Annotated in this window: 21 protein-coding genes; 10 read left to right on the forward strand and 11 right to left on the reverse strand. The window is 74.6% G+C overall.

Features of this window, described 5'->3' with window-relative positions; genetic code table 11:
- Positions 1-195 precede the first annotated feature (195 nt).
- Positions 196-1,086, reverse strand: a complete 891-nt coding sequence (locus tag BMX74_RS16035) for a GNAT family N-acetyltransferase (RefSeq protein ID WP_091101105.1) — start codon at positions 1,084-1,086, stop codon at positions 196-198.
- 92 nt (positions 1,087-1,178) lie between these two features.
- Here BMX74_RS16035 and BMX74_RS16040 point away from each other — a divergent pair, with 92 nt between their 5' ends.
- Positions 1,179-1,748 (forward strand): carboxymuconolactone decarboxylase family protein, encoded by a 570-nt coding sequence (locus BMX74_RS16040; RefSeq protein ID WP_055503396.1) that lies wholly within the window; start codon positions 1,179-1,181, stop codon positions 1,746-1,748.
- Positions 1,749-1,844: 96 nt separating this feature from the next.
- On the opposite strand, the gene BMX74_RS16045 is transcribed toward BMX74_RS16040, so the two are convergent.
- The gene (locus BMX74_RS16045; RefSeq protein WP_055503395.1) at positions 1,845-2,516 is read right to left on the reverse strand and encodes an ABC transporter ATP-binding protein; all 672 of its coding nucleotides are present in this window, start codon (positions 2,514-2,516) and stop codon (positions 1,845-1,847) included.
- Positions 2,517-2,559: 43 nt separating this feature from the next.
- Complete coding sequence (locus BMX74_RS16050; RefSeq protein WP_091101107.1) at positions 2,560-3,642, reverse strand: FtsX-like permease family protein; 1,083 nt, start codon at positions 3,640-3,642, stop codon at positions 2,560-2,562.
- A 175-nt stretch (positions 3,643-3,817) separates the two neighbouring features.
- Here BMX74_RS16050 and BMX74_RS16055 point away from each other — a divergent pair, with 175 nt between their 5' ends.
- From BMX74_RS16055 to BMX74_RS16065, 3 genes are all read left to right on the forward strand, one after another.
- On the forward strand, positions 3,818-5,008 hold the full coding sequence (locus tag BMX74_RS16055; RefSeq protein WP_177227357.1) for a sensor histidine kinase: 1,191 nt from the start codon (positions 3,818-3,820) through the stop codon (positions 5,006-5,008).
- Positions 5,005-5,628, forward strand: a complete 624-nt coding sequence (locus BMX74_RS16060; RefSeq protein WP_055503393.1) for a response regulator — start codon at positions 5,005-5,007, stop codon at positions 5,626-5,628. The genes BMX74_RS16055 and BMX74_RS16060 overlap by 4 nt, the downstream gene beginning before the upstream one ends.
- 157 nt (positions 5,629-5,785) lie before the next feature.
- Complete coding sequence (locus BMX74_RS16065) at positions 5,786-6,604, forward strand: glycerophosphodiester phosphodiesterase family protein (protein ID WP_177227359.1); 819 nt, start codon at positions 5,786-5,788, stop codon at positions 6,602-6,604.
- A gap of 22 nt (positions 6,605-6,626) precedes the next feature.
- On the opposite strand, the gene BMX74_RS16070 is transcribed toward BMX74_RS16065, so the two are convergent.
- Entirely contained in the window at positions 6,627-7,715 is a 1,089-nt protein-coding gene (locus BMX74_RS16070; RefSeq protein WP_091101110.1) for a right-handed parallel beta-helix repeat-containing protein, read from the reverse strand.
- A 75-nt stretch (positions 7,716-7,790) separates the two neighbouring features.
- Complete coding sequence (locus tag BMX74_RS45635) at positions 7,791-9,731, reverse strand: glycosyl hydrolase family 8 (protein ID WP_091101111.1); 1,941 nt, start codon at positions 9,729-9,731, stop codon at positions 7,791-7,793.
- Positions 9,732-9,887: 156 nt separating this feature from the next.
- On the opposite strand from BMX74_RS45635, the gene BMX74_RS16080 reads away from it, so the two are divergent.
- Positions 9,888-13,457, forward strand: coding sequence for a WD40 repeat domain-containing serine/threonine protein kinase (locus tag BMX74_RS16080; RefSeq protein ID WP_177227360.1), 3,570 nt, complete (start codon positions 9,888-9,890; stop codon positions 13,455-13,457).
- Here the strand turns inward: BMX74_RS16080 and BMX74_RS16085 are convergent.
- Together BMX74_RS16085 and BMX74_RS16090 are read right to left on the reverse strand one after the other, a co-directional pair.
- Complete coding sequence (locus tag BMX74_RS16085; RefSeq protein WP_091101116.1) at positions 13,448-14,008, reverse strand: hypothetical protein; 561 nt, start codon at positions 14,006-14,008, stop codon at positions 13,448-13,450. The genes BMX74_RS16080 and BMX74_RS16085 overlap by 10 nt on opposite strands.
- Positions 14,009-14,124: 116 nt before the next feature.
- Positions 14,125-15,555: a serine hydrolase domain-containing protein gene (locus tag BMX74_RS16090; protein ID WP_091101118.1), complete on the reverse strand. Its 1,431-nt coding sequence runs from the start codon at positions 15,553-15,555 to the stop codon at positions 14,125-14,127.
- 185 nt (positions 15,556-15,740) lie between these two features.
- Between BMX74_RS16090 and BMX74_RS16095 the strand changes: the two genes are divergently transcribed.
- The 3 genes from BMX74_RS16095 to BMX74_RS16105 all read left to right on the forward strand — a co-directional run bounded on the left by BMX74_RS16095 (position 15,741) and on the right by BMX74_RS16105 (position 21,480).
- Entirely contained in the window at positions 15,741-17,777 is a 2,037-nt protein-coding gene (locus BMX74_RS16095; protein WP_201784522.1) for a M14 family zinc carboxypeptidase, read from the forward strand.
- Between the two features lie 111 nt (positions 17,778-17,888).
- Positions 17,889-20,510, forward strand: coding sequence for a M14 family zinc carboxypeptidase (locus BMX74_RS16100; RefSeq protein ID WP_256256971.1), 2,622 nt, complete (start codon positions 17,889-17,891; stop codon positions 20,508-20,510).
- Positions 20,511-20,775: 265 nt separating this feature from the next.
- Positions 20,776-21,480 carry a hypothetical protein gene (locus BMX74_RS16105; protein ID WP_143078675.1) on the forward strand — a complete coding sequence of 235 codons (705 nt, stop codon included), beginning with the start codon at positions 20,776-20,778 and terminating at the stop codon, positions 21,478-21,480.
- A 109-nt stretch (positions 21,481-21,589) separates the two neighbouring features.
- On the opposite strand, the gene BMX74_RS16110 is transcribed toward BMX74_RS16105, so the two are convergent.
- The 3 genes from BMX74_RS16110 to BMX74_RS16125 all read right to left on the reverse strand — a co-directional run bounded on the left by BMX74_RS16110 (position 21,590) and on the right by BMX74_RS16125 (position 24,359).
- Positions 21,590-22,303 carry a DUF305 domain-containing protein gene (locus BMX74_RS16110; protein ID WP_091101122.1) on the reverse strand — a complete coding sequence of 238 codons (714 nt, stop codon included), beginning with the start codon at positions 22,301-22,303 and terminating at the stop codon, positions 21,590-21,592.
- Between the two features lie 65 nt (positions 22,304-22,368).
- Positions 22,369-23,334: a hypothetical protein gene (locus BMX74_RS43025; RefSeq protein WP_143078676.1), complete on the reverse strand. Its 966-nt coding sequence runs from the start codon at positions 23,332-23,334 to the stop codon at positions 22,369-22,371.
- A gap of 377 nt (positions 23,335-23,711) precedes the next feature.
- Complete coding sequence (locus tag BMX74_RS16125) at positions 23,712-24,359, reverse strand: class I SAM-dependent methyltransferase (RefSeq protein ID WP_055503382.1); 648 nt, start codon at positions 24,357-24,359, stop codon at positions 23,712-23,714.
- Between the two features lie 111 nt (positions 24,360-24,470).
- Here BMX74_RS16125 and BMX74_RS16130 point away from each other — a divergent pair, with 111 nt between their 5' ends.
- Positions 24,471-25,037, forward strand: coding sequence for a TetR/AcrR family transcriptional regulator (locus BMX74_RS16130; protein WP_091101129.1), 567 nt, complete (start codon positions 24,471-24,473; stop codon positions 25,035-25,037).
- A gap of 76 nt (positions 25,038-25,113) precedes the next feature.
- Here BMX74_RS16130 and BMX74_RS16135 read toward each other — a convergent pair whose 3' ends face one another.
- Positions 25,114-25,491, reverse strand: a complete 378-nt coding sequence (locus BMX74_RS16135) for a hypothetical protein (RefSeq protein WP_091101131.1) — start codon at positions 25,489-25,491, stop codon at positions 25,114-25,116.
- 122 nt (positions 25,492-25,613) lie between these two features.
- Here BMX74_RS16135 and BMX74_RS16140 point away from each other — a divergent pair, with 122 nt between their 5' ends.
- On the forward strand, positions 25,614-26,363 hold the full coding sequence (locus tag BMX74_RS16140) for a hypothetical protein (protein WP_143078677.1): 750 nt from the start codon (positions 25,614-25,616) through the stop codon (positions 26,361-26,363).
- Position 26,364: the final 1 nt, after the last annotated feature.

Here is a 26,364-nt window from a genome sequence, read left to right on the forward strand (position 1 = left end):
CGGGCCTCCCGCACCCTGCCGGCGCGCCCACCCTGGTGGCCGTGATCGATCAGTGGATGTCCATCGAGGAGCTGGAAGCCAGGTGCGCCCGCTACCGGCGCGCCAAGCTGGCACTGGACCGCAGGGAGAACTTCCGCCCGGCGACCACCCCGCCCGCGCCCGCCCCGACCACGGGTCCGGGGGCGGGGGCGGGGATCAGAGGTCGAGCTGATACCGCAGCTCGCGGTGCGTCGGGCGGTAGCCCAGGGAGTCGTTGACGGCCCGCATGGCGGCGTTGCCGTCGGCGGTGTCGGTGAGCAGGCCGGACAGGCGCGGGTGACGCTCACGCGCCCACCTGACGGACTCGGTCTTCATCCAGCGGGCCAGCCCGCGTCCCCGGTGCTCCGGCAGGACCCCGGTGCCGTAGTGCCGGCCGTCGCCCTCGCCGTCGCCGGGGACGACCATCTCGGTGAACCCGGCGATCGAGCCGTCGGACTCGTCCACGGCGACGACGGTGTGCAGCAGGTCGCCGCGTTCGGCGACGGCGCGGGCCGCCGCGCGGACGCGTTCGACGTCCCAGACGACGACGCCGAAGTCGGCGTCCTCCACCTGCATGTCGTCCATGGCCCGGCGGGAGGCCGTGAACGTCTCGGCCAGCTCGTCGGGGACGACGCCCTCCCAGGCGCGCAGGCGGTAGCCGGGGCGCGCCCGCGCGGCGACCGCGTCAGCGTCGGCCTGGGCGGCCTGGGCGGCCTGGGACAGGTCGAGCCTGGCGAACGTCAGGCCGAGGACCTTGGCGAAGCCGCGGGCCGCGAGGAACGCGTCGCCGGGCGTGTCCGCCGCCGTCCCGGCCACCACGCGCCGGCGCCCCTGCTCGCGCGCCTCCGCGACGGCGCGTTCCAGCAGCTCGGAGCCCACGCCCTTGCGCCGCTCCGCAGGGTGGACGGCGATCTCCAGCTCGGCCAGGTGGTCCTGGCCCTCCCGGGTGAACAGGCGCAGGAACGCCGACCCCACCGGCACCCCTGCCGCGTCGGCGGCCAGCCAGGCGAGGCGGTGGCTGGCGGGGCCGGGGACGGGGTCGGCGAGGGGGGTGATGCGACGCGACACGTGATCTCCAGGAGCTGCGGGAACGTACCGGGATATTCTCCTCACGCGCCGGGTGCGCGTCACGAGGCTTTCGGGAGGGACGAGGGGTGTCGATGGGCGGTCGGCTGCCGGGGCTGAGGCCCGGTGAGCTGGACGACGAGCAGGCGGAGGTCTACCGGGCGATCACCGGCGGGCCGAGGGCGGCGGGGCCCCAGGCGTTCGCGCTCACCGACGCCGAGGGCCGCCTGCGCGGCCCCTTCAACGCCATGCTGCTCAGCCCGCCCGTCGGCGGCGCGCTCCAGGCGCTGGGCGCCGCCGTCCGGTACGGCTCCACGCTGGGCGACCGGGCGCGGGAGCTGGCCGTCCTGGTGGTGGCCGCGCACTGGGGCAGCGACTTCGAGCGTGAGGCGCACGAGGCCGTGGGACGGGCCTGCGGCCTGACGGAGGCGGAGCTGGCCGCGTTGCGCTCCGGCGCGCTGCCCGAACCGGACGACGCCGCCGGACGGGCCGCCGTCCGCGCGGCGGCGGCGCTGACCCGGCACGGGACCCTGACAGACGGGGAGTACGCCGAGGCGGTGGCGGCGCTGGGCGAGCGCGGCCTGTTCGAGCTGACGACCCTCGTCGGCTACTACGCGACGCTCGCCCTCCAACTGCGCGTCTTCGCCGGAGAGTCGCCCGCCTGACCCCGGTGGACGGCGCACCCAGGAGCGTCGCCCGCCTGACCCCGGACGACGGCGCACCCAGGGGCGTCACCCGGCAGAACCCGAGGGCCGCCAGGCTCAGGGGTGGGTGAGCACGCCGTCGGCCATGGTGTGGACGGTGTCCACCAGGGCGAGGGCGGCGAGGTCGTGGGTGACCATGACGGTGGCCAGGCCCTTCTCCCTGGTCAGCCCCGCCAGCAGGGCGACCACGGCCTCGCCCCTCGTGTGGTCGAGCGCGCTGGTGGGCTCGTCCACGAGCAGCACCTCGGGGGAGTTCATCAGCGCGCGGGCGATGTTGACGCGCTGGCGTTCGCCGCCGGAGAGCTGGTGGGGGCGCTTGTGCTCCTTGCCCTCCAGGCCGACGGCGGCGAGCAGCTCGCGGGCGCGTCCGGCGGCGGCGCGCGGCGGGCGCCCCGCCAGGTCGGCCATGACGAGGAGCTGGTCGAGCGTGGTGAGCGAGGCGAGCAGGTTGGCCTGCTGGAAGACGATGCCGACGTGGTCGCGGCGGATCCTGGTGCGTTCGGCGGCGCTCGCCCCCGACACGTCGCGCCCGGCCACGGTGACGGCGCCGGCGTCGGGCGTGATGAGGGTGGCGGCGACGGCGAGCAGGCTCGACTTGCCGGAGCCTGACGGGCCGACCACGGCGGCGAACTCGCCCGGCGCGACGGCGAGGTCGGCGTGGTCGAGCGCGGTGAGGGTGCGGTCGCCGTCCGGGTAGGTCAGCACGACGTCGGCGAGCTTGAGCGTCATCGGGAGGCCCCCAAGGTGGTGAGCGGGTCGAGGGAGTCGAACGTCATCGGGAGGCTCCCAGGGCGGTCAGCGGGTCGACGGAGGTGATCTTGCGGATGGCGAGCGCGGCACCGCCGGCGCCGAGCAGGATCATCACGGCCACGGGCACGACGGTGGTGGCGGGCGACAGGACGAACGGCACCGCCTCGCCGGCCAGCGCTCCGAGGGCGGCGCCGAGCGCGCCGCCCACCCCGGCCCCGGCCAGCAGCACGACGACGGCCTGCGCGAGGGCGTCGCGCAGCAGGTAGCCGGTGCTCGCGCCGAGCGCCTTGAGCACGGCGACGTCGCCGCGCCGCTGGATCGTCCAGACGGTGAAGAAGGCGCCGATGACGAGGGCGGAGATGGCGAACAGGAACCCGCGCATGAGCTGCAGTGAGCCGTTCTCGGAGGAGAAGGAGCCGATGGCGGCGGGCGCGTCGGCGAGCGGGACTGCCGCGGTGCCGAGCCGCCGGTCGGCGGCGGCGAGGTCGGGCTCGCCGGTGGACGTCAGCGTGAGGACGGTGGCCACCGCGTCGTCGCCGCCCTGCCGGGCGACGCGCTGCCAGTCGTCGATGCCGATCCAGGCGACGGGGGCGTGGCTGTAGGAGGCGGCGCCGGCGACGCGGCGCACGGTGAAGTCCGCGCCGAAGATCTGGACGGTGTCGCCCGCGCGCACGCCGGCGTCGGAGGCGAGCCCGGCGGACAGCACGACCGTGCCGGCCTCCACCTGGCCGGGCTGGACCGTGTCAGGCGCGGCGGCGCCCGTCGCCCGGTCCACGCCGAACAGGGCCGCCCCCGTGGTGCGGTCGCCGTGGGCGAGCCGCGCCATGGAGATGCCGAGCCGGCGCGCGGTGACGCCGTCCACCTCCTGCCACCCCTGCCAGGTGGCGACGTCGATGCGGCTGTCGGCGAACGAGGGACCGTCCTGGCCGCCGGAGAAGACGACGTGGTCGGCGGGCAGCCCCTCGACGGCCGAGACGTTCTCCCGGGCGAGCCCGGCGGTCAGGCCGGACAGCATGGTCACGAGCAGCGTGATGAGGAAGACGACGGCGCCCATGAGGGCGAACCGTCCTTTGGCGAAACGCAGGTCTCTGAGCGCCACGAACACGGCGCGGTCCCCCTGTCGCGGGTCGGCGGAAATCGGAACGCCCCCACCCTCCGGCACCGCGGCCGCCCGCCGCGTCGTGAGGACGCGCCGCCGTACCCGGTCCCTTCGGACGGCCCGGAATCCACCTTTCGAACGATCCCGGCAGGTCGCGGCCATCACCTACAGTGAGCGGGACATGATGGACTTCCCGTTCCCGCCCGCGCTCAGGCTGCTCAGATGGGCCATCCACGGCACGTTCGCGGTGCTGCTGGCGGTGGCGCTGGCCGGTGCGCTGCGGGAGGGCCTGGCGGCGGCAGCGGCGGGAGGAGCCCTGCTCGGCGCGCTGTACGGGCTCGGGCTGTTCGTCGAGGCGCGGCTGCCCGACTTCGGCGGGCACGTCCACCTGCTGCTGGGCCGCGTGTGGCTGGCCGCCGTGACGGCGGGGTGGATGGGGCTCGCCGCGACCTCGCCCAGGTTCGTGTGGCTGGCCTTCCCGCTGTTCTTCGCCTGCCTGCACCTGCTGCCGCTGCGCGCCGCGCTGCCCGCCGTCGCGGCGCTCACGGCCGCCGCGGTCGCGGCCGACGGCTGGCACGCGGGCGGGCTGAGCGCGTCGCAGGTGATCGGCCCGGCCATCGGGGCGGTCGTGGCCACGCTCATGGCGCTGGTGTACAAGGCCCTGTACGCCGAGAGCGAGCAGCGGCGCGTCCTGATCGACGACCTGGTACGCACCCGGGACCGCCTGCTGCGCGCGGAGAGCGAGTCGGCCAGGCTGGCCGAGCGGGAGCGCCTGGCCAGGGAGATCCACGACACGCTGGCCCAGGGGATGTCGAGCATCATCCTGCTGCTGCGCGCCGCCCGCGCCGACCTGGCCGACCGCCCCGCCGAGGCGGCGCGGCGCATCGCCGAGGCCGAGCGGGCGGCGCAGGACAACCTGGAGGAGGCCCGCACCTTCGTGCGCGGCCTGACGCCGCCCGCGCTGCGGCAGTCCTCGCTGGCGGGGGCGCTGCGCGGCATCAGCGACTCGGCCACGGCGGGCACGGCCACCCGGGTGCGCTTCGAGGTGTCGGGCACGCCGGTGCCGCTGCCTCCCGGCTACGACCTGGCGCTGCTGCGCATCGCGCAGGGGGCGCTGGGCAACGTCAGCAGGCACGCGGGCGCGCGCAACGCCGGGGTGACGCTGACGTACCTGGACGACGCGGTGGTGCTCGACGTGTACGACGACGGCCGCGGCTTCCTCCCGGGGCAGGCCGAGGGGTACGGGCTGCGGGCGATGCGGGAACGGGTGGCGGAGCTGGGCGGGTCGCTGGCGGTGGAGTCGGCGCCCGGGGAGGGCACGGCGGTCGCGGCGACGCTGCCACTGCCGGCGCACGGAGGGAGCGGCGGATGATCCGCATCGTGCTGGTGGACGACCACCCGGTGGTGCGGTCGGGGCTGCGGGCGATGCTCGCCGGACAGCCGGACTTCGAACTGGTCGAGGAGGCGGCCACGGGCGAGGCGGGCGTGGAGGCCGCCGGCCGCCTGCGTCCCGACGTGGTGCTGATGGACCTCCAGCTCGGCCCCGGCATCCACGGCAGCGAGGCCACGCGGCGCATCGCGGAGCTGGACGGGCCGCGCGTGCTGGTGCTGACCACGTTCGACACCGACGCCGACATCGTCGCCGCGATCGAGGCGGGCGCCACCGGCTACCTGCTGAAGGACGCGCCGCCGGAGGAGCTGCACGCGGCCATCAGGTCGGCGGCGGCGGGGGCGAGCGCGCTGGCGCCCAGCGTCGCCTCCCGCCTGCTGGGCCGGGTCCGGGCCCCCGCGGCCACGCTGAGCCCCCGGGAGCTGGAGGTGCTGGGCCACGTGGCGGCGGGGATGTCGAACCGGCAGATCAGCAGGCTGATGTTCCTGAGCGAGACGACGGTCAAGACGCACCTGGTGCACATCTACGCCAAGCTCGGCGTCGACTCCCGCACCGCGGCCGTCGCCGCCGCCACCCGCAGGGGCCTCATCCGTCCGTCCTGACCGCGCCCGGGTCACCATGCTGCCGCGCTCTCGGCTGACGTCGCCGCCGGTCCCTTCCCCGGCGGGGGCGCGGTTTGATCCGTGGGGTGGTGGCCCGTACCCTGCCCTCTGCCGATCATCGTCGGCGTACGGAGGACGAGGGAGAGGGGCCCGGCGCGTGACGAGGAAGACAGCGGCCGTGACACCGGCGGCGGTCCTGGCCGCCGTCCTGCTGGCCGGTACGGCGCCCGCCGCGGCGGCGGCCGAGTCCGGCGCACGGGAGGCGCGCCGGACGCCCGCGTGCCCGCTGGTGTTCGGGCACGGCGGCTACCCCACGGGGCCGGACGCCTGGGCGAGGGACCAGGTCCGCCAGCCCAACCACCCGCGCGGCGTGGACGACCAGAAGGCGCGGGGCGCCGACGGCGTGGAGGGCGACGTCCAGCTCACCCGTGAGGGGACCAAGGCCGTCATGTGGCACAACACCTCCACGCACGGCCTGACGGGCGTCAAGAAGAACATCACCGACATCTGGTGGACGGCGGGCGGCGACAACCTGCGCGACCGGCGCATCGACAGGGGGCCGTACAAGGGGCAGGGCGTCTACTCGCTGCGGCAGTGGCTGGACCACGTGCGCTCGCGCGGGCTGGTCGCGCTGCTGGAGGTCAAGCCCGAGACCAAGCCGATCCTGTCGAACCCCGCGTACGCGGCGCGGGCGTGGAAGGAGATCTCGGGCCCGCTCCTGGAGCGGCAGGCGTCGCAGCGCATCCTGGTGTACTCGCAGGACCCGTGGATCCAGGCCGAGCTGGGCAGGCGCCACCCGGCGCTGCTGAAGGGCTCGGCGGCCCGGTGGACCGACGGCGTCGCCTGGGAGGAGCCGCCGCCCTCGTGGAAGGGCAACGCCGCCCAGTGGCAGGCGGTGCTGGGGGCCGGGCCGCGCAGCGTGATGACGAACTACACGAAGGAGTACCGCGCCTGGCTCGCCGGCCGCTGCGGATGAGCCGGCGAGCCGGGCGCGGCCGTCACGGGGTGACCGCGATGTTGGTCAGCCCCTTCAACGCCCCGGTCACGGTGTTGGAGGCGTGGACGACGTTCGGGTCGCCCGCGCACTTGGACGTCGAGGTGACGTAGACGGCGTATCCGCCCAGCCCGCCGAGGTCGGAGACGTTGTCCCGCCAGACGTTGCCGCAGCCGTTGGGGAACGACGGGCTGGTCGAGGGGTTGTGCGTCTCGTAGCCGTTGGCGAACACGGCGGGTTCGGCGACCGTCCCCGTGTTGCCCTCGATCAGGTAGCCGTTGCCCTTGACGTCCACCCACGAGTCGGCCGAGTTCTGGCCGGAGATGCCGGTGCCGTCGAAGGCGTTGCCCCGGATGACGCCGTCGAAGGTGCCCTCCTTGACGTCGATGTGCTCGGCCGCGATGGACGGGCCGAACCGGTTGCCGAGCACCTGGACCCGGTCGGAGCGGTCGGCGCCGCCGCTGTCGCCGTGGCAGCCCCAGTTGGAGCCGGCGGAGCCGATGTACACGCCCTCGCCGTAGCCGGGCTGCGCCAGCCCCGTGTGGCTGATCCGGGAGTTCCGGATCACGCCGTCGGAGGACGACCTGCGGAAGTGCACCGCCTCGTCGTCGACGTGGTGGACCGAGACGCCGTCGACGACGACGTGCGGCGAGCGGTCCAGGACGATGCCCTTCTTCGAGTCGCGCACGGTGAAGCCGGTCAGCCGCCAGTACGGCGCGCCGTACAGCCAGATCCCGTACCCGGAGTCCCAGCCGGCGGTGGGCACCGGGCAGGAGGGCGCGGAGCCCGACGGCCCGTCGTTCACGAGCACGGCGTCCGCCGGGCCCGTCAGGGTGATGGGCGCGGCGGCCGTGCCGGGCCGCTGGGTGACGAACGACCCGTGGTACACGCCGGGCGCCAGCCGGATCGTCTGCCCCGGCTGCGCCGCCGCCAGGGCGCTCCTGAGCTGGGCGGCCGTGGAGACGTCCACGGTGGAGGCCCGCGCGGTGGCGTCCGCCGCCGCGGGGGCGGGCGGCAGGGAGCAGAGGAGGAGGGAGAGCGCCGCGACGGCGCCGGCGGCAGGAAGCCGCCGCGAGGTGGTCGTGCCTGACATCGGCCCTCCAGGGGGACGGGTGAGGGGGCGCGCCGGGGCCCGCCGCGACGGGCCGGGCGCGCCCGGGAGCAGGGGTCAGGGGACCCAGTGGTTGCCGGTCACGGTGATCATGACCTGGAGCTGGATGCTGGCCGAGTAGTAGCTGCTCGTGTCGATGGGCGTCGCCAGCATCTTGTTCCAGAGGGCGTCGAGCCACGCCTGGCTGCCGGAGTCGGTCATGGCCGCCACGGCGAACGGGGCGAAGAAGGCCGCCTCGCTGCCGCTGGAGATCTGGGTGCCGTCGAGCTGGTAGCCGATGGCGATCTTGTTCGGGTCGCCGCCGGTCTTGGATCTGATCCAGGAGTTCAGCTTGCGTGCCGCGGCGAGCGACGCGGAGTCGCCGCTGGTCACGGCGTCGTCGCCGATGCGCCACGGGGTGCGGCAGGCGTTCCACCAGTACCGGCCGTCGTTGGGGTCCTCCAGCACCTGGCCCGGCGCGGGCTTCGGGGTGGTGTTGGTGTTGACGACGAAGTCGGGCAGCAGCCCGGTGGCGGGCGCGTGGTTCGCCTGGAGCGTGCTGATCAGGTTCTGGTGCTTCGACCTGATGGTGTCCCAGGCGGCGTCGCCGGTGGCCTTCCTGAAGGCGCGGAAGTGGTCCACCATCCAGTCCGAGGAGCGGGAGAGGTAGTAGTACTGGTCGCCCGAACTGGTCCAGTCGCCCAGCTTGAGCAGGTTCGTGGACGGGTTGACCTCGTCCTTCTTGATCGCGTTGATGTGCCGCACGGCGAGCTGCTTGTAGTTGTACGTGCCGGAGCTGCCCCACTGCCGGTCGGCCAGCAGCAGCCCGTACGCCACGTCCATGTCGCCGTCGGTGGCGCCGTCGCCGCCGTTCACGCTGCGGCAGCTCGTGTCCTGCTCGGCGGCGAGCAGGTCGGGGTTGATCGAGGACGGGTGGTCGAGCATCCACTTGACCATGCCGTCGAAGATCTTCTTGGCGTCGGGGTCGGCCCCCGCCATCGTGGCGACGATGACCATGCCGTACCCCTGCGCCTCGGCGACGTACGGGTGGTCGGCGTCGGGGGAGATCACCTGGTACCAGCCGTTGCCGCAGTTCTGCCGCAGGAACGCCGACTTCCACCGCTGGTAGTAGTCGACCACCTTGGCGTCGAGCGTGGACTGGCCGCCGGACGGGCGGAGCATGCCCGCCGCGTACGGGATCGCGTGGCTGCCGAACGGCACGCCCACGCCCCCGGCCGACGGCTGGGTGGTGGCGGTGACGGCGGCGCTCGCCGCCGACAGGTTGCCGGCGGCGTCCCTGGCCTTGACCGTGTAGGTGTAGGAGGTCGAGGGCTGCAGGCCGGTGTCGGTGTGGGTGGTGCCGCTCGCCGTCGCCACCTGCGTGCCGCCCCGGTAGACGACGTACCCGGTGACGCCCACGTCGTCGGTCGAGGGCGACCAGCTCAGGCCGACGCTGCCCGACGTGGTGCCGGTCACCGCCAGGTTGCCCGGCACGCTGGGCGGCGTGGTGTCGCCGCCGCCCGCCGGGGCGCCGTACACCTCGAACTCCCACAGCGAGTAGCCGTACGGGGTGCCGCGCTGGGTGCCGTACACGCGGACGTACCTGCCGTTGCCGGTCAGGGTGAGGTCGTCCACGCCGCCGTCGCCGGCGCCGGTCGTGTAGACGTCGCTCCAGGTGGACCCGTCGGGCGACGTCTGGACGCGGTACGACTTGGCGTACGCGGCCTCCCAGTTCAGCCGCACCCGGCTGATGGCGTGGGTGGTGCCGAGGTCGACGCGGATCCATTCGGGGTCGTGGCCCTCGACGCTGGCCCAGCGGGTGGAGGCGCTGCCGTCCACCGCCTTGCCGGGCTCGAACCCGGCGGCCTCGACGGAGGACGACGTCGCCGGCTTCCCCTGTGACACCAGGGGGTCGGCGAGCGCCGTCCGCGCCGCAGCGACCGCCGGGGGAGCGGTCAGCAGGGGCGCGAGGAGGGCGGCCAGGGCCACGGCGAGCGTGGCGGCTGTCCTTGACTTCACGGGGCGGCTCCGATCGTTAGTTAAGAAAGCTTCCTAACTTTGAGCGGAGCGTAAGTGGCCGGGAGGCGGCGCGCAAGACCCAACCTGAACCGGGCCCGGCCGGGAGAACGCCGCAACCCGCGCCAGGACGTCGGCGTCTAACCCGCCGTGGAAACGTTGGCGGCAGGGGATCCGCAGCGGATCGGCGGCTACTGGCTGGCGGGGCGGCTCGGGGCGGGCGGCCAGGGCGTCGTGTACGAGGCGTACGACGCCGGGGGCGCCCGGGTGGCGTTGAAGGTGCTGCACGGCGGCGACCGGCACCGCATGGAGCGCGAGGCGGAGGCGGCGCGGCGGGTGGCGTCGTTCTGCACGGCCAGGGTGCTCGCCGTGGAACTCGACGGCCCGAGACCGTTCATCGCCTCCGAGTACGTGCCGGGGCCGAGCCTGCGCCGCGCCGTCACGCAGGGCCGCCGCTTCGCAGGGGACGACCTGGTGCGGCTCGCCACGGCCGTCGCCACCGCGCTCACCGCGATCCACGAGGCCGGGGTGGTGCACCGCGACCTGAAGCCCGACAACGTCCTGCTCGGCCCCGACGGGCCGCGCGTCATCGACTTCGGCATCGCGCGGACGGCCGACATGTCGCTGACCAGGACCGGCGAGGTGTCGGGCACGCCGACGTACATGGCGCCCGAGGTGCTGACCGGCGTGCGGGCCGGGCCGCCCGCGGACGTGTTCGCGTGGGGCGCCGTCGTGGTGTTCGCGGCGACGGGCCGCGACCCGTTCCACGCCGACAACCTGGGCGGCGTCATGCACCGCGTGCTGTCGTCGCAGCCGGACCTCACGGGGCTGCCCGAGCCGCTCGCGGCTCTGGTGGGGGCGGCGCTGAGCAAGGACCCGGAGGCGCGGCCCGCGGCGCGTGACCTGCTGCTCGCCCTGCTGGCGGGCGGGATGGCGGGCGGCGTGGCGGGCGGGGTGTCAGGCAGGGTCGCCGGCACGGGCGCGCTCGGGGCGGCCGACACGGGACGGCTCCTCGCGGCGGGCAGCGCCTCGGGCGGCGGGGTCCGCGGCCTCCATGGCGGGGCCCACGGCGGCGACCCGGCTCTCGGCGCGATCGCCGAGGACGCGTACGCCGCGCTCGCCCCCGAGGAGCGCGAGCTGGCGGCCGAGGTGTTCCTCAGGCTCGTGACGGTCACGGACGACGGCCAGGAGGCCGCCCGCCGCGCCCCGCTGGAGGACCTGTACGCCGGCCGCGCCGAGGAGGAGCGCCTGGCCGTCGAGCGGATCCTCGCCGCGTTCGCGTACGTGGTGGCGCACGGCGGCGGCGAGGTGTCGCTGTCACGCCCCGCGCTGCTGCGCGCCTGGCCGCGGCTGCGGGCCTGGGTGGAGGCCGAGCGGGCCGGCCTCGCCGTGCTGGCGCAGATCAGCGGCGCCGCGCGGCAGTGGGACGAGCACGGCAGGAAGGACGGCGACCTGTTCCAGGGCAGCCGGCTGGAGACGGCGCTGAACTGGGCCGCGACCGGCCGCCGGCACGTCACGCTGACGCCGCGCGAGCGCGACTTCCTGCAGGCCGGCACGGCGCTGACCAGGCGGCGGGCCCGGCGCAGGGCGCTCACCACGACCGCGCTGGCCGGGCTGCTGGTCGTCGCGCTGGCCGCCGGCGGGCTCGCCGCCTGGCAGGGCGCGCAGGCGGCGGCGCAGCGCGAGCAGACCGCCAGGCAGCGCGACGTGCTCGCCGCCAGGCAGGTCGCGGCCGAGGCCGACGGCATGCGCACCACCGACCCCGTGCTGGCCATGCTGCTCAGCGTCGCCGCCTGGCGGGTGTCGCCGCAGCCCGAGGCCAGGTCGGCGCTGGTGGCCTCGTCCCAGCAGGACGAGAGCGCCGTCTTCCGCGACCCGCCCGCCAAGGGCGTCGCCAGGCGGACGCTCAGCCGCGACGGGCGCACCCTGGTGAGCGTCAGCGAGGACGGCGTCAACCTCTACGACGTGCGCACCGGCCGGCGCACGGGCGGCTGGCCGCTCGGCATGAAGGGCGAGATCCTCCAGGACCCGTCGCTGAGCAGGTCGGGCCGCCTGCTGGCGCAGACCACCACGGAGGAGCTGGCCGTCTGGGACGTCGCGACCGGCCGCCGCCTGCTCGACCGGCCGCTGCCCCCCGCGTCGAACGGCGGGCTGAGGGCGGTGTTCGGCGAGCACGAGAGCACGGTCGCGGTCAGCTTCGCCGACGACCTCTACCGGGTGTTCGACGTGGCCACCGGCGAGGTGTTCAGCCGCCGCGTGCCCATCGGGGCGGACCTGCTCGTCGACCCGACCGGCAGGCGGCTGCTGCTCCCCGGTGACGGCGGCTTCAGGGAGGTGACGCTGCCCGGGTGGACCTCCGGGCACCGCTACGCCCGCTGCCGCACCCGCAGGAACGCCGTCGCGTTCACCGCCGACGGCCGCACGCTCGCCTGCGCGGGCGGCGGGGGCGGCGCGGGAGGCTCCGTCGTGCTCCTCGACGCGGCCGGCGGGCGGGTGCGCGACAGCCGCGACTGGGACTGCGACATCTGCGGGTACGCGGTGCGGCTGCGTTTCAGCGCCGACGGCCGCCGCCTGGCCGCCTTCAACGGGCGCGACATCCGCGTCTGGACGGTCGCCGACCACCGGGAGGTGCTCGCCTACCGCGCGCCGGGCGCGCTGTCCGAGGTCAGGTTCGACGCCGGCGGCGCCACCCTGCGCTACCTCATGGACGACACCGCCGTCAGCCTCGACCTCGCCCCGCGCGTCCACGCCGTCCGGCTGGGCGGCCACGCCGTCCTGGCGCCCGGCGGCGGGTCGGCCGCCGTCGGCGGGTTCGAGGACAGGTGGCTGCGGCTGTGGGACCTGCGCCGCCGCGCCGAGGTGGGGCGCGTCCGCGTCGACCCCGAGGCCCTGGGGGCGACCGGTTTCGACGCGACGGGCAGGCGCCTCGTCGTGGCGGAGCCCGACGTCATCCGCCTCGTGGACGCCGCGACGGGCCGCACGGCCTGGACCGTCCCCACCCCGCACGGCAAGGTCCATCCGCCGTACCGGGTGGCGTTCAGCCCCGACGGCAGGACCGTCGCCGTCACCCTCAACCCGAGCGGGCAGACCCTCGACTTCCGGGTGCTCCTGCTCGACGCCGCCACCGGCCGCGTCCTGCACGACAGCCCGAGCACGCTGGACGGCGGCCCGTTCACGCCCGACGGCACCAGGCTCGCCTCCATCTACGGCCGCTTCGAGGACGTCGCCACCGGCAGGCCCGTGGGCAGCGGCTTCTCCCCGTCCCCCGACGGCGTCAGCGGCGTCGCCGTCAGCAGGAACGGCCTGATGGCGGTCAGCACCGAGGGATCGGGACGCATCACGCTGTGGGACGTGGACGGGCCGACGGCGCTGCCACCGGCGCTGCCGAGCGCCGGGAGCGCGGTCGGCGTCGCCGGGTTCTCGCCGGACGGGAGCGTCCTCGCCGGGGTGACAGGCACCGGCGTGCAGCTCTGGGACGTGACCGCGCGACACAGGCTCGGCGGCCCGTTCGTCGCGCGCTCCGTCGAGGGGATCGATTCGCTGGAGTTCAGCGCGGACGGAAGCATGCTGTACGCCTCGGTCGACGAGGCCGTCCTGGAGATCCCCGTAGGCCCCGAGCGGGTCGCCGCGGCCGTGTGCCGGCGCGCGGGCCGTGACCTGACCAGGGCCGAGTGGGACAGGCACCTCGAGGACGTCCCCTACCGGCGGGTCTGCCCGGCCTACTCGTAGTAGGCGTAGAGGGACTTCCAGGTGCCGGAGTACAGGCAGGTGGTCGACGGCTTGGCCGTCTTGCTCTCGGCGCACACCTTGAGCTCGACCTCGCCCACGTTCTGCTCGGTGAAGGCGAACCCGAGCGGCTTGCCGTACGAGCAGATGCGGTAGTCGCGGTAGGACAGGTGCGGCTGGTTCCCGGAGTCGAAGGTGCTGATGCGGAAGACGGCCCGCCCGCAGGAGGACGCGCTCCTGGTGAGGTCGGTGATGGAGCCCTTCACCCTGACGTACGGGGCGGGGGCGGCGGGGTCGTCCTTCGGCGCGGCCGTCAGCGTGCCCGACGCCTTCGCCCGGTTGCCTGAGGCGGCGTACGGGCCCCAGCGCCTGGCGGCGGCGGCCGGAGAGGCGGCGGAGGCGGAGGCGGCGGACGCCGTGGACGCCGTGGACGCCGTGGACGCGGTGGACGCCGCGCCGGTGGCGGCCTGGGCGGTGCCCGAGGCGACGACCGGGGCGAGGGCGAGGACGCCGGCTGCGACGGCGAGTCCGGTGAGGGAGCGCGTGGTCTTCATCGGGGATTCCCTTCATCCGCTGGTGCCCGCAGCATGACCCCGCCCGCTTTCAATGCCCTTGCCGTCGCACTGAAGGGGGATTGCAGGGCTTTGCGGTGATCTGCCCGCCGCCGCGTTCAGCGGGAGCGCCGCCCGCCGGGCCGCAGGAGCCGGGTGAGGCGGGCCGCCGTCGTGGCGGCGCCCGCGACGGCCGCCGCGAGCAGCGCCACCGACAGCGGCGCCGCGAAGTACGTGAGCTGCGCCCAGGTCACCGCCCTGCCGTTCATGAGGAACGAGACGAGGCCGGGGTAGGCCGCGAGGACGGCCACGGGCAGCAGCGCGGGCGCCAGCCGCAGCCCGGCCCGCCATCGGGCGCGCCCGGCGCGGCGCGCGGCCCAGCGCCCCGCCCGCGCCACCCCCAGCGCGCCCAGCGCCACCGCCACCAGCGCGAACCCGCCCAGCACCAGCTCGTAGAGCCGCCGGTCCCCGCCGGGCGCCTCGGGCGTCCCGCCCTCGCTCATCGCCGTCAGCCCCTGCATGATCGTGTACGTCTCGTCGGTCAGCGCCGCGCTGTTGGCCATGACCGCGAAGCCGTACCCCGTCCTCGGCGAGAGGGCCTCGACCGCCGTGTACGTGAACAGGTTGCCCGAGTGCACGAGCTGCCCGGTGTCGTGGTCGAGCCCCCAGCCCATGCCGTAGTCGCTCTCCCCGACCGGCCGGTGCATGGTCTCCAGGCTCTCCCGGTCGAGCACCGGCCCGCCGTCGCCCGTCTGCATCAGCAGCCACCTGCCCATGTCGGCGGCCGTCGTGATGACGCCGCCGCTGCCGCTGCCGTCGAGGAAGCCGGGCGCCTCCCGGCGCGGCACCCAGGCGCCGAAGACGGAGACGTACCCGTCGGCCGGCCTGACCTGCCGGTCGCTCACCGCGCTGGACGTCATGCCGAGCGGGCCGAAGACGTGCTCGCGCAGGTAGTCGCCGAACCGCTGCCCGCTCGCCGTCTCGACCAGCCGGGCGGCCAGGTTGTAGTTGACGTTGCAGTACTCCCAGCGCGTCCCCGGGTCGGCGCGCAGCCGCGAGCCGGACAGGCGCGAGACGTAGTCGGCGAGCGAGGAGGCGTCCTCCAGGGCGTCCATGTCCACGGTGGCGTCGGACAGGCCGGACGTCTGGTTCAGCAGCTGGCGGACGGTGACGCGGGCCGCGCGCGGGTCGGCCATCCCGAACCCGGGCAACTGCCCGGCCACCGGCTCGTCCAGGGCGATCCTGCCGCGCTCGGCGAGCGTCATGACGGCCGCCGCCGTGACCGACTTGCTGAGGGAGGCCACCCGCATCGGGGTGTCCTTCGTGACCGGGCGGCCGCCCGAGTCGTGGCCGTAACCGGCCGCGTGCACCACCCGCCCGCGGTGCGTCACGACCACGGACAGGCCGGGCAGGCCGGTGGACTCCAGCGCCCCTCGCACGTACGCGTCCACGGCGGCGGGCGTCAGCTCGCCCGGGGACGCGGCGTGGGCGGGCTGGACGGGTGAGGTGGCGAGCGCCAGGGCCGCCAGGGCGGCCGCGAGGGACTTCATGGGCTTCTCCAGATCGAGTCGGACCAGGGAAACCTACGGAGCGGCCACCCTCCGCCGGATCCGCCGACCGTCCACCGTCGCCCCTGACGAAAGTAAGGTCCGCCGGCGACCGGCCCGGCGAGGGGTCTTGCCCGATCACCGAAGTCGGCTTTCAATGATCTCCAAACCGGCATATGGAGGAGCCGATGCGTGGCCTACGGGCGTCCTCAGTCGTTCTCGTCCTCGTCCTCTCGACGTTCGTGGCCGCGGAGCCGTCGTCACCGGCGGTCGCCGGGCCGGCCGACCCCGAGCCCGCCTCGCTCGTCACGCTCTCCGTGCCCGACGTCGCCGCCATGGAGCGGCTCGTCGGGTCCGGCGCCGACCTGACCGAGCGGATCAGGCCGCAGCCCGACGGCAGCATCCAGGTGGACGCCGTCGTCACGCCCGCCCAGCTCGCCGCCCTGCGGCCGCTCGGCGCCACCCTCGCGGGCGAGGCCACGGCCCCGTCGCGGCCCCAGCGCAGAGGCGCCGCCGCCCAGGACCAGATCGTCATCGAGCGGGCCGTGTGGTTCGAGTCCCGCGACGGCTACTTCCTGTCGGTCGAGGCGTCGAGCAGCGCGGGCGCCGACGCGGCGCTCACCGTGACGTGGAAGGGCAGGAAGGGCGCCACCGGGCAGGCCGACCTCGTGCCGTACGTGGACGCGGGCGCCTACCTGGGGCACCAGCTGAACGCGCCCGTGCCCGCCGCGGACCGGCCCCTCTGGGTGACCGTCACCTCCGCCGGCGGCGGCACGGCCGAGGCGCGGGTCGAGGAGTGGCCGGGCGGCGAGCGGCCCGACCGCCACGGCAGCGGCTACCAGAAGGACTTCGTCAGCCACTACATGACCCCGGCGCAGCTCAACGAGCGGGTCAAGGACCTGCACCGGCGCTTCCCCGACCTGACCGACGTCATCGAGCTGCCCTACCTCACCAACGGCTACCGGCGCCACGCCCAGGCCCTGATCGGCACGCCGCCGGGGGCGGCCGTCGTCGTCACCTCCGACGCGTACGGCTCGGAGGGCGGCAACGACCTCGCCGTCGAGCTGGTGAACCCCGGCGCGCCCGGTCGCCCGCTCGCCGTCACCGCGAACGGCAAGATCATCACGGTGAGCCTGGCGACCGACGCCTCGGGAGCGCCCTCCAGCACCGCCGCCCAGGTCGCCGCCGCGATCAACGCCGCGCCCGGCCTGCCGGTCAAGGCGGCGACGTACCGCACCGACCCCGGCGCCGGCGTCCTCGCGCCCGTGCCGCCGACCCAGCTCAGCGACTTCCTCAAGGCCCCCGCCGACGTCTCCCGCGCCCCCGCCAGGGTGCTGGCCCTGCGCATCGGCGAGCACCGCGACGGCACCCGCCCCGGCGTCCTCGCCTACGCCCAGGAGCACGCCAGGGAGTGGGTGACCCCGCTCGTCACCGTCGAGGCCGCCGAGCGGCTGCTGCGCAACCACGCCGCCGACCCGGCCACCCGCAGGCTGCTGCGGCGCACCGACCTCTTCATCGTGCCGACCGTCAACCCCGACGGCGCGAACTACAGCTTCTACGACTTCAACAGCCAGCGGAAGAACATGACGAACCACTGCCCGGCGCAGCAGTCCGACCCGGCGCTGCGCAACACCTGGGGCGTGGACGTCAACCGCAACTACGCCGTGGGCTCCCTGACCGACGGGTACGTCGGCGCGTCGGCCAACTGCCAGGGCGGCACGTACGCCGGGCCGTCCGAGCACTCCGAGCCCGAGAGCCGCAACGTCATGTGGCTGGCCCAGAGGTACCGCAACATCAAGTTCGCCATGAACGTGCACAGCTACGGCGGCTACTTCATGTGGCCGCCCGGGGCGTACAAGCTCGACGGCCGCGTCACGCTGCCGAGGCCCACCTCCGAGCAGGAGGCGTACTTCATGCGCTCGGCCAGGACGATCGAGCGGGCCATCGCCGCCGAGCGGGGCACCGTCACCTGGCCGCAGCAGACCGGGCCCGTCACCGACGTGCTGTACTCCGCCGCCGGCAACTCCGCCGACGAGCTCTGGTACGACTTCGGCGTCTTCGGCTGGGACTTCGAGGTCGGCAGCGACCTGTGGAACCCGGAGAAGCGGACGTGGGAGGGCGTGGGCTTCCAGCCGCCGTTCAGCGAGGGGCACGCCGAGGCCATGGAGTTCGCCTCCGGCCTCATCGCGCTGATCGGCGTCGCCGCCGACTACAGGGAGCCGTGAGCCGGCCCCCGACCACGAGGAACGGCGAGCCGGCCCGCCGGCCGCGAGGAACGGCGAGCCGGTCCGCCGACCACAGGAAGCCGTGAGTCCACCCGTCGAAGGAGAGCGTCCTTGCGCCTGTCCAAACCCCTGTCACCCCTGTTCGGAGCCGCCGTCGCGGCCGCCCTCCTCGTGCCGCCCCTGCTCGTCCAGCCGGCGGCGGCCGACCCCGCCGCCCCGCCGTCGCCCGCCGTCCGCGACTTCGGCAACGGGCCCGAGCGCAACGAGGAGGCGGCCGGCGACCCCGGGCAGGCCGCGTCCGCGCTGCGGGCCGCCACGCCCGACGACCCCGCCCGCCACCCGTTCTTCCACGACCGCGACCGCGGCTACCCCAGGCGGACCGAGCTGCCCGTGCCCGCCGAGAACACCGCCGACGCCTCGATCAAGCTGGGCCTGGTGCCGTACCACGGCATCGCGCCCAGGCTGAACGAGCTGCAGCGGCTCGGCGACCGCGTCAGCGTCGAGGTCATCGGCCGCTCCCACCAGGGCAGGGACCTCTACCTCGTCACCGTGACCGCGCCCGAGAGCCGCGCCGAGGCGCGCGAGCAGCGCCGCATCCGCGAGCGCATCGAGAACGACCCGGCCGCCGCCGCCCGCGACCGCGGCCTGGCCGCCCGCTACAAGGCGCCCGTCTTCGTCAACGGCAACATCCACGGCAACGAGTGGGAGGGCACCGACGCCATCCTGCGCGTCGTCGAGGAGCTGGCCACCAGCACCGATCCCGCCGTCACCCGCCTGCTCGACCGCACCCGGCTGTACTTCAACGTCACCGCCAACCCCGACGGCCGCTTCAACGGCGTGCGCGCCAACGGCGCCGGCTTCGACATGAACCGCGACTTCGTCACCGCCTCCCAGCCCGAGGTGCGGGCCATGCGCCAGGTGATGATCGACACGCAGCCCGTCGTCATGCTCGACCTGCACGGCTACGTCAACGGCACGCTCATCGAGCCCACCACGCCGCCCCACGGCGCCAACTACGAGTACGACCTGTTCATCAGGAACGCCTACGCCAACGCCCTCGGCATGGAGGCCGCCGTCAAGGCCCTCGGCCACACCGTCGAGAAGGACGGCGTCCACCCGCCGCAGATCCCGTTCCGCGACTCCGACGAGGGCTGGGACGACTGGCCGCCCATCTTCACCCCGCAGTACGCGCCGTTCCAGGGCGCCGTCGCCGCGCACACCGTGGAGATCCCGCTGCGGGTCAACGGCTCCGACTACACCCAGCAGCCCGTCGAGGAGCTGCGCCGCCGCTCCTCGATCAACACCGCCGTCGCCGCCGCCGCGATCAGGGCGACGTACGCGTTCGCCCGAGACCGGCACGACGCGCTCGTCGCCGACCAGATCGAGATGTTCCGCAGGGGCGCGGCGGGCGAGCCGGCCAGGGAGGTGCCGCTCGGCACCGTCCCCGGTTTCGGTCCCGAGGACGTCTACACCACCACCTACCCGCGCGCCTACGTGATCCCGGCCGGTTCGGGGCAGCGCTCCGCCACGGCCGCCGCCCGCCTCGTCGACCACCTCGTGGCCAACGACGTCCGGGTGGAGCGGGCGACGCGGCCGTTCCGCGCGGGCGGGGCCTCCTACCCGGCCGGGTCGTACGTGGTGGACATGCACCAGCCCAAGCGCGGGCTGGCCAACGTGATGCTGGAGCGCGGCGCCGACATCTCGCCGCGGGTGGACGCCATGTACGACATCTCCGGCTGGAGCCACGCCCTGCTGTGGGGCGCCACCGTCGACGCCGTCACCTCGGGCACGCTGCGCGTCGCCGCCGAACCGGTCGCCGCCGCCGCCCCCACCGGGTCGCTGCCGCGCACGTCGGGGCCGCTCGCCATGAAGGTCACCGACGCCAAGGAGGTGCGGGCGCTCAACGACCTGCTCGCCCAGGGCGTCCAGGTGAGCTGGACCGGCGACGGCTCCGCCGTGCTGCCCGCCTCCGCCCGCGACGCCGCCCGCACCGCCGCCGAACGGTACGGGGTCGCGTTCACCCCCGCCGGGAACGCGGCGGGCACGCCGCTCGCGCCGGTGCGCATCGCCGCGGCGGCGTCCGCCGACGAGCTGTTCACGCTGCGCGAGATGGGCTTCGACGTCACCCCCGTCTCCACCGCCGCGCTCAACGCCGGGTTCGACTGGAGCGGCGTGGACGTCCTGTACGTCTCCAGCGGGCTCAGCCACGCCGCGCTCACCCCGCAGGCCAGGGCGGCGCTGGAGGCGTTCCTCGCCACCGGCGGCGTGGTCGGCAGGGGCGCCACCGGGTCGGCCTTCAACGCCGCCGCCGGGCTGCTCACCGCCACCTCCGTCGCCGGCCGGTCCGACGCCAACGGCGTCGTCCGGGTGACGTCCCCCGGCACGGCCGTCGGGGGCGGCGCGCCGGACCACTCGTTCGTCTACTCGCCGCGCTGGTTCACCGGGCTCGGGGCCGAGGTGACGGTCGAGCAGGCGTACGCGGCGGACGGGCCGCTCGTCGCCGGGCACTGGCGGGCCCGCACCGACGGCACCGGGGGCGGCCAGGAGGACGCGCGCGGCCAGGCCGCCGTGATCAGCGGCAGGGACGAACGCGGCGCGGCCGTGGTGCTGTTCGGCACCGAGCCGCTGTTCCGCAACCACCCGAAGGGCCTGTTCCCGCAGGTGGCCAAGGCCCTGTACTGGTCGTCGGCGGTGCCGGCCACCGCCCGCGACACCCAGCCCGCCCCCCGCTGACCCACGCCGGGCCGGCCCGCCTCCTGCAGGAGACGGGCCGGCCGTCATCGGACGGCAGGTCGAGAGTTCGGTCCTGCCACGGCGTCCGGAATCGCAGCCGTCCCCGGCCGTCCCAGGACCGTGGGACGTATGCTGGGTAATGGTACAAATCGGACAATTGCCCATGGTCGCGACGGGGGATCGCGAGCCGCCGGGCTCCGTCCCGCTCGACGACGCGGCCACCCGGGCATCCGAATCGGCAGGCCTCGTCAAGGGGGAGGCGGTCATGAACGAACGATCCTGGGAACGCATCGGGGCGGCCAGCGGGCTGGCGGCGGCCGTGCTGCTGCTGGTCGCGCTGCTGATGGTGCCCAACCCGCCGGGCCTCGACGCGTCCGCCGTCGCCATCGTCGGCTACCTCGGCATGAGACGGGCGGCCGTGCTCACGGCGGCCCTGCTGATGGGGCTGGCCGTGGTGGCCTTCCTCTGGTTCATCTCGCACCTGCGCCACGTGCTCCAGCGGGCCGAGGGCGGCGCCGAGGCGTTCTCGCCCGTCGTCCTGGTGTCCGGCGTCAGCCTGGCGACCATGACCGCGCTGGCCATGGTCCCGATGACCGCCCTGGCCACCCTCGCCACCCGGCCCATCGGCGTCGGCGAGCTCGGGGTGGCCCGCGTCCTGTACGCCGTGCACATGCTCGCGGTCGGCCCGATCGGCCTGCTCGTGGCGCTGTTCGCGGCCAGCGCGGGCGCGGCCATGGTGCGCCGCGAGCTCGCCGGGCCGTGGCTCGGCTGGGCCGGCATGGTGGTGGCGCTGATCGGCCTCATCACCGGGTTCGCCGGGTTCCTCGCCGCGCCGTCGGCGTTCACGATGGTGATGACCTCCATCATGGGCTTCGCGTTCCTGCTGTGGATCGGCGTCGCGTCGCTGGCCATGCTCGTCCGGCCCGAGGTGGAGCACAAGGCGGCCGTCCGCGGCGTCTTCGCCCACTGAGAGCCGGGACGCTCCGGCGGCACGCCGGTGCCGCCCGCGCGCGCGGGCGGCACCGGGACTCTGGTACTGGGATGCCGGGCGGCCGGTGGTGGCCGCCCGGGTGCCCGGGTCAGAGCCGGTCGAGGATGGCGCGCATCTGCTCGACCTCGGCCTGCTGCGCCGACTCGATGGCGTCGGCCAGCTTCTTGGCCCCGGCGTCCGCGCCCTGGGCCCGCTCGGTCCTCGCCATCTCGATCGCGCCCTCATGGTGCGCGATCATCATCTGGACGAACTTCTCGTCGAACGCGGCGCCCTTGGCCTTCTTCAGCAGGTCCATGTCCGCGTCGGACATCATGCCGGGCATGCCGTGCCCCATGTGCCCGGCGCCGCCGGCCGACTCGGGCCTGCCCCACGTCTCCAGCCAGCCCCGCATGGTCTCGATCTCCGGGTCCTGCGCGGCCTTGATCGTGGCCGCCAGCTTCTTGACCTCGGGATCGGCGGCCCGCGTGGCGGCCAGGTCCGCCATCTCGACGGCCTGCCGGTGGTGGGGGATCATCATCTGCGCGAACATCACGTCGGCGTCGTTGAAGGACGCCGACGGCTGGGCGGCGTCCGTCCCGGCGGCGGGCGACGTCGCCGCGGCGCTGGCGGGCGTGCTCTCCCCGGCGGGGGCCGCGGTGCCGCTGCCGCCGCAGGCGGTCAGGAGGACGAGCGCGCCGGCTCCGGCGGCGATCGCGGACGAGATCCGCAGAACGGCCGCTCGGCCCGCCTGAGCGCTGGGCCGGTCGGTGGCGCGGGCAGTGGCGCGAGCAGTGACGCGGTCGGTGGAACGGTTGATGGACATGGTTGGGTGAACTCCCGTTGACGATGTCTGCATGGCCTTCGCTGTCGTTTCGAGCAGCGAGCGGCCTATATGCGCAGCACCGACACGCGAGTGAGCCGGATGCCCATGCCGCGGGGCGGCGGACGGGCGACGGGGCCGCCGGAGGGCCGCGTCCCGGCGGCGGTGGCGGCATCCAGCCGTCCCCGCACGTACGCGGCGGCGAGCAGCGGCAGGAGCAGCGAGGTCAGGACGGCCAGGCACACCGCGGCGGGATCGAGGTCAGGCAGCCGATGCCCGGACCGCCACTCGCCCCGGAAGCCACCCGCCGCCACCTCCCCCGAACGCCCCTCACCCACCGCACCCGCAGCCCCGACCTCGCCGCCCGCCACCTCGACGGTCCCCATCTCGCCGCCCGCCATCCCGACGGTGCCCGTCTCGATGGTGCCCATCGTGACGGCCGCCACCGCACGCCCCGTCCGCAGAGCCGCAGCCCCCGCCTCCACCAGCACGCCCTGCACGGGCATCCCCGGGAAGAAGACACTCAGGACGGCGCGCACGGGCGTCCCTTGGAGGGAGGTGCTCAGGGTGGCGGGCTCGGGCGTCCCTTGGAGGGGGGCGCTCAGGGCGGCGGGCACCGGCGTCCCTCCGAGAGAGCCGCTCCGAGCCGTGTGCGCGGGCGTCCCGTGGAGGGGGGCGTTCAGGGCGGCGGGAGTGGGAGCCGCTTGGAGATAGGCGCTCCATGCGGTGCGCACGGGCGTCCCCTGGAGGGAGGTGCTCAGGGCGGCGGGCTCGGGCGTCGTTCGGAAGGAGGTGCCTGGGATGGTGGTCGTGCGGGGAAGGGCGGCGGCGGGGGGCGTGCCGGGGGCGCCGCCCGTCCGGGAGGACAGGCCGGCGTGCGCCGGTGCGGCGGTGGAGGGGCCGTCGTGGGAGCCGGCGTGGGCCCTGGCATGAGAGCCGGCGTGGCCGAGGGTGTGCATGCCCCACACGCCGGTCACGAGCAGGACGAGCAGCGCGAGCAGCAGCCAGCGCGGCACGCCGCGCGCCGCGCCCAACGCTCCTCCGCCCATCCGTCCCCGCCCGAACGCCCGATCCTGAACCGCGTCCCATGCTAGGGCGGCGCGTCGTCGCCCCCGGAACCGGAGGCCCGCGCCCCGGCGTCCCGACTGCCCTTGCCCTGCACCGGGCCCTGCACCGGGCCCTGCACCGGGCCCTGCACCGGGCCCCACACCGGGCCCTGCCGGACGCCCGGGTCGCACCGCCCGGCTCTCCCGAGCGCCATACCGCCCGGCTCTCCCGAGCGCCGGGCCGCCTGCTTTCCCGACACAGCCGGAACGCCGTGCCGGAAGGCCGTGCCGGAACGTCAGGCACGGAGCGGTGGGGCCTGAGCGCCAGGCCGGAGCGCCGGGTCAGGGCGGCTTCAGCGCTCGGGCTACGGGCGGGTGGCGCGGATGTAGAAGAGCATGACCGGCAGGTCGCCTTCCTCCTCCACCTGGAACCCGGCCTCCGGCACGATTCCCCCCAGCAGCTCCTTGGGGTTGTGCTGCATGGCGGGCCCGGTCAGCACGTCCATGACGCGGGCGAGCAGCGGGTTCGACGGCGGCCGGTACTCGGCGACGAGCAGCCGCCCGCCGGGCCGCAGCACGCGGAACATCTCGCGCAGGGCGGTGCCGCGCGCGGCCGGCGGCATGTGGTGCACGGCGAGGCTGGAGACGACCACGTCGAAGCTCGCGTCGGGCAGGTCGAGCGCCTGCCCTTCGCCCACGAGGTACGTGCAGTTGGCCGGGGCGTGCCGGCGCGCGTACTCGACCATCGGCTCGGACGGGTCGATGCCGGTGACGTGCCCTGACGGTCCGATGACGGGGGCGAGGATCCTCGTCAGGTAGCCGGTGCCGCACCCGACGTCGAGCACGGTGTGGCCGGGCCGCGCCCCGGACAGCATCGCGAGGCGGGTGAAGAGCTCCCGCCTGCGGCCGAGCAGGCCGAGGTGGGCGGCCACCTCGTACGCCCGGGGGTGGTCGATCGTGCCGCCCTCGTCCTGGTGCTCGGCGTGATCGTGCAGCAGTTTGCCCAGTCCCATCGGTGGTCTCCTCTCGAACAACCTGTTCTGTTATGAATAGTCTGTTCACCGCGCGGGCGAGGTCAACCGACACTTCTGCCCAGGTGTGCCGTACCGAACAGGAGCCGTGAAGTGTCCGGAAACGTGGACAGGCGGGTGCGGCGCACCCGGCAGGCGATCCAGCGCGCCCTCGTGGAGCTGATCCTGGAGAAGGGGTACGAGCCGGTCACCGTCACCGACCTCATCGCCCGCGCGGACGTCGGCCGCTCGACGTTCTACGCGCACTACCCCGACAAGCAGGCGGTGCTGTTCAGCGCGCTGGAGGAGATGGCGTTCCTGCGGGCCGCGCCGCGTCACGACGGGCCGCCGTTCTCGTTCAGTCTGCCGATGTTCGAGCATGTACGGGAGCAGCGCAGGCTGGTGCGGGCGCTGCTCGGGCGGCGCGGCGGCCGGGTGGTCATGGCGTACGGCGAGAGCCTGCTGGAGGACGTCGTCAGGGAGGAGCTGCTGGCCAGGGGCGCCCGGCCGGGGGCGACGCTGGACCTCGCGGTCACCTGCGTGACAGGCGCGTTCATGGCGCTGGTGCGCAAGTGGGTGGACGAGGAGCTCAGAGCCACCCCGGCCGAGCTGGACGCCGTGTTCCGCGCGTCGGTGGCCCCAGGCGTGCTCGCGGCGCTGGAGGTGCCCGGCCAGTCCTAGCCGGTGGCTCGTCACCTGACGTCGGCCGGGTATCGATGGCCGGACCGGCTGCCACCTGCATCGGCAGGACGGGGCCTCAGGAGAACTGGGCGAGGGCCTGATCGTAGCTGCGATCGAAGCTGATCTTGAAGTGTCGTCCGTCGGGCGTCGTGAGACAGACGATCACGTATGCCGCCCCCTGTTCCGTTTGGATCTCGACGGCGGCTCCTGCCCGTGGGATGGTCCTGCGCAGCACCTTGGCGTCCCTGTCGATGGTGTGGACCACCTGCTGATCCGAGATCGTCAGGTAGCCGCCGATCCAGCCCCGCACGCTGTCGATCGATGGGAAACCGTGGATCTGGCCAGGAACGGTCACCGAGCCATCGGCATGCACCCTTGCGCGAGGCACTGCCCACCGGCGTGGGGTCCAGCCGAGGAGGAAGCCGAGGAGACCGCTGAGGACGTCGCCGAGCATGATCCCAAGCTATGTCGCGGAGAGGGGAAAGGCGCGGGCTCGCAGTCACGCAACCTTGGCCGAATAGCTCAGCTGCTACGTTCGGGGGGCTTCAGCACGCAGCCGGCGGAGGGGGAGGCTCGGTGAGGAAGGGAATCGGTGGCGCTCTGGTGGTCGCGGGCCTCGTGGCCGTGGCGTCCTGCGGGACGGGGGAGACGTCCGTGCCGGTCGCGGCGCGAGAGGCCCGGCTGAGCGAGCAGAACACCTCGCTCGGCGTCTCGCTCCTGCGGCTCTCGATGCCCGACTTCCCCGCGTACGACTCCCCTGAGGCACTCGCGGCGGACAGGCCGATCGTCGTCGCCGGGGTGATCGACGGTTGGCAGCAGGGGCCCGCCACCGAGGCTTACGAGAACGGCCCCCTCGACTACCGGGTCGTCCTCCGCGTTCGCATAACGGAACCGCTCAAGGGTGTGAAGGCGACGCCGTCCCTCGCCTCCGGCGTCGCCTGCATCGCCTTCGACCAGGGGCCTGTCATCCGTGACGAATCGGTGCCCGCGGAGCGGTGGAAGCCGGCGAAGAGCGTCGCCGACTTCGAGAAGGCCATGCCGGCAGGCACCAAGGTGCTCGCCTACCCGAGGGAGATGCCCCCGGAGGCGTCGACCGGCGCCGTGCGCGTCCCGGGGGACCCGCTGCCCCGGGACGCGCGGCTCATGGTGATCCCCCCGCAGGGGCTCGTCCTGGAGGACCCTGTCCTCGCCGCGCGGCGCTCCGGCAGCCGGACGGCTCTCGTCGGAGGGCGGGTGCCGCTCACCGACGGCGGCGCGGGCTGGCTCGAACCGAGGACCATGGACGAGCTCGTCGCCCGGCTGAAGCGGCACGGGGTCACCGAGTGAG

Origin of the sequence: Nonomuraea pusilla (assembly GCF_900109355.1) — a bacterium.
GTDB classification, from domain to species: domain Bacteria; phylum Actinomycetota; class Actinomycetes; order Streptosporangiales; family Streptosporangiaceae; genus Nonomuraea; species Nonomuraea pusilla.

Coding starts and splice junctions, on each gene's coding strand:
- BMX74_RS16040 (WP_055503396.1), top strand. CDS start 1,179: ATGGGCGGTCGGCTGCCGGGGCTGAGGCCCGGTGAGCTGGACGACGAG.
- BMX74_RS16045 (WP_055503395.1), bottom strand. CDS start 2,516: ATGACGCTCAAGCTCGCCGACGTCGTGCTGACCTACCCGGACGGCGAC.
- BMX74_RS16055 (WP_177227357.1), top strand. CDS start 3,818: ATGATGGACTTCCCGTTCCCGCCCGCGCTCAGGCTGCTCAGATGGGCC.
- BMX74_RS16060 (WP_055503393.1), top strand. CDS start 5,005: ATGATCCGCATCGTGCTGGTGGACGACCACCCGGTGGTGCGGTCGGGG.
- BMX74_RS16070 (WP_091101110.1), bottom strand. CDS start 7,715: ATGTCAGGCACGACCACCTCGCGGCGGCTTCCTGCCGCCGGCGCCGTC.
- BMX74_RS16085 (WP_091101116.1), bottom strand. CDS start 14,008: ATGAAGACCACGCGCTCCCTCACCGGACTCGCCGTCGCAGCCGGCGTC.
- BMX74_RS16090 (WP_091101118.1), bottom strand. CDS start 15,555: ATGAAGTCCCTCGCGGCCGCCCTGGCGGCCCTGGCGCTCGCCACCTCA.
- BMX74_RS16095 (WP_201784522.1), top strand. CDS start 15,741: ATGCGTGGCCTACGGGCGTCCTCAGTCGTTCTCGTCCTCGTCCTCTCG.
- BMX74_RS16105 (WP_143078675.1), top strand. CDS start 20,776: ATGAACGAACGATCCTGGGAACGCATCGGGGCGGCCAGCGGGCTGGCG.
- BMX74_RS16110 (WP_091101122.1), bottom strand. CDS start 22,303: ATGTCCATCAACCGTTCCACCGACCGCGTCACTGCTCGCGCCACTGCC.
- BMX74_RS16125 (WP_055503382.1), bottom strand. CDS start 24,359: ATGGGACTGGGCAAACTGCTGCACGATCACGCCGAGCACCAGGACGAG.
- BMX74_RS16135 (WP_091101131.1), bottom strand. CDS start 25,491: ATGCTCGGCGACGTCCTCAGCGGTCTCCTCGGCTTCCTCCTCGGCTGG.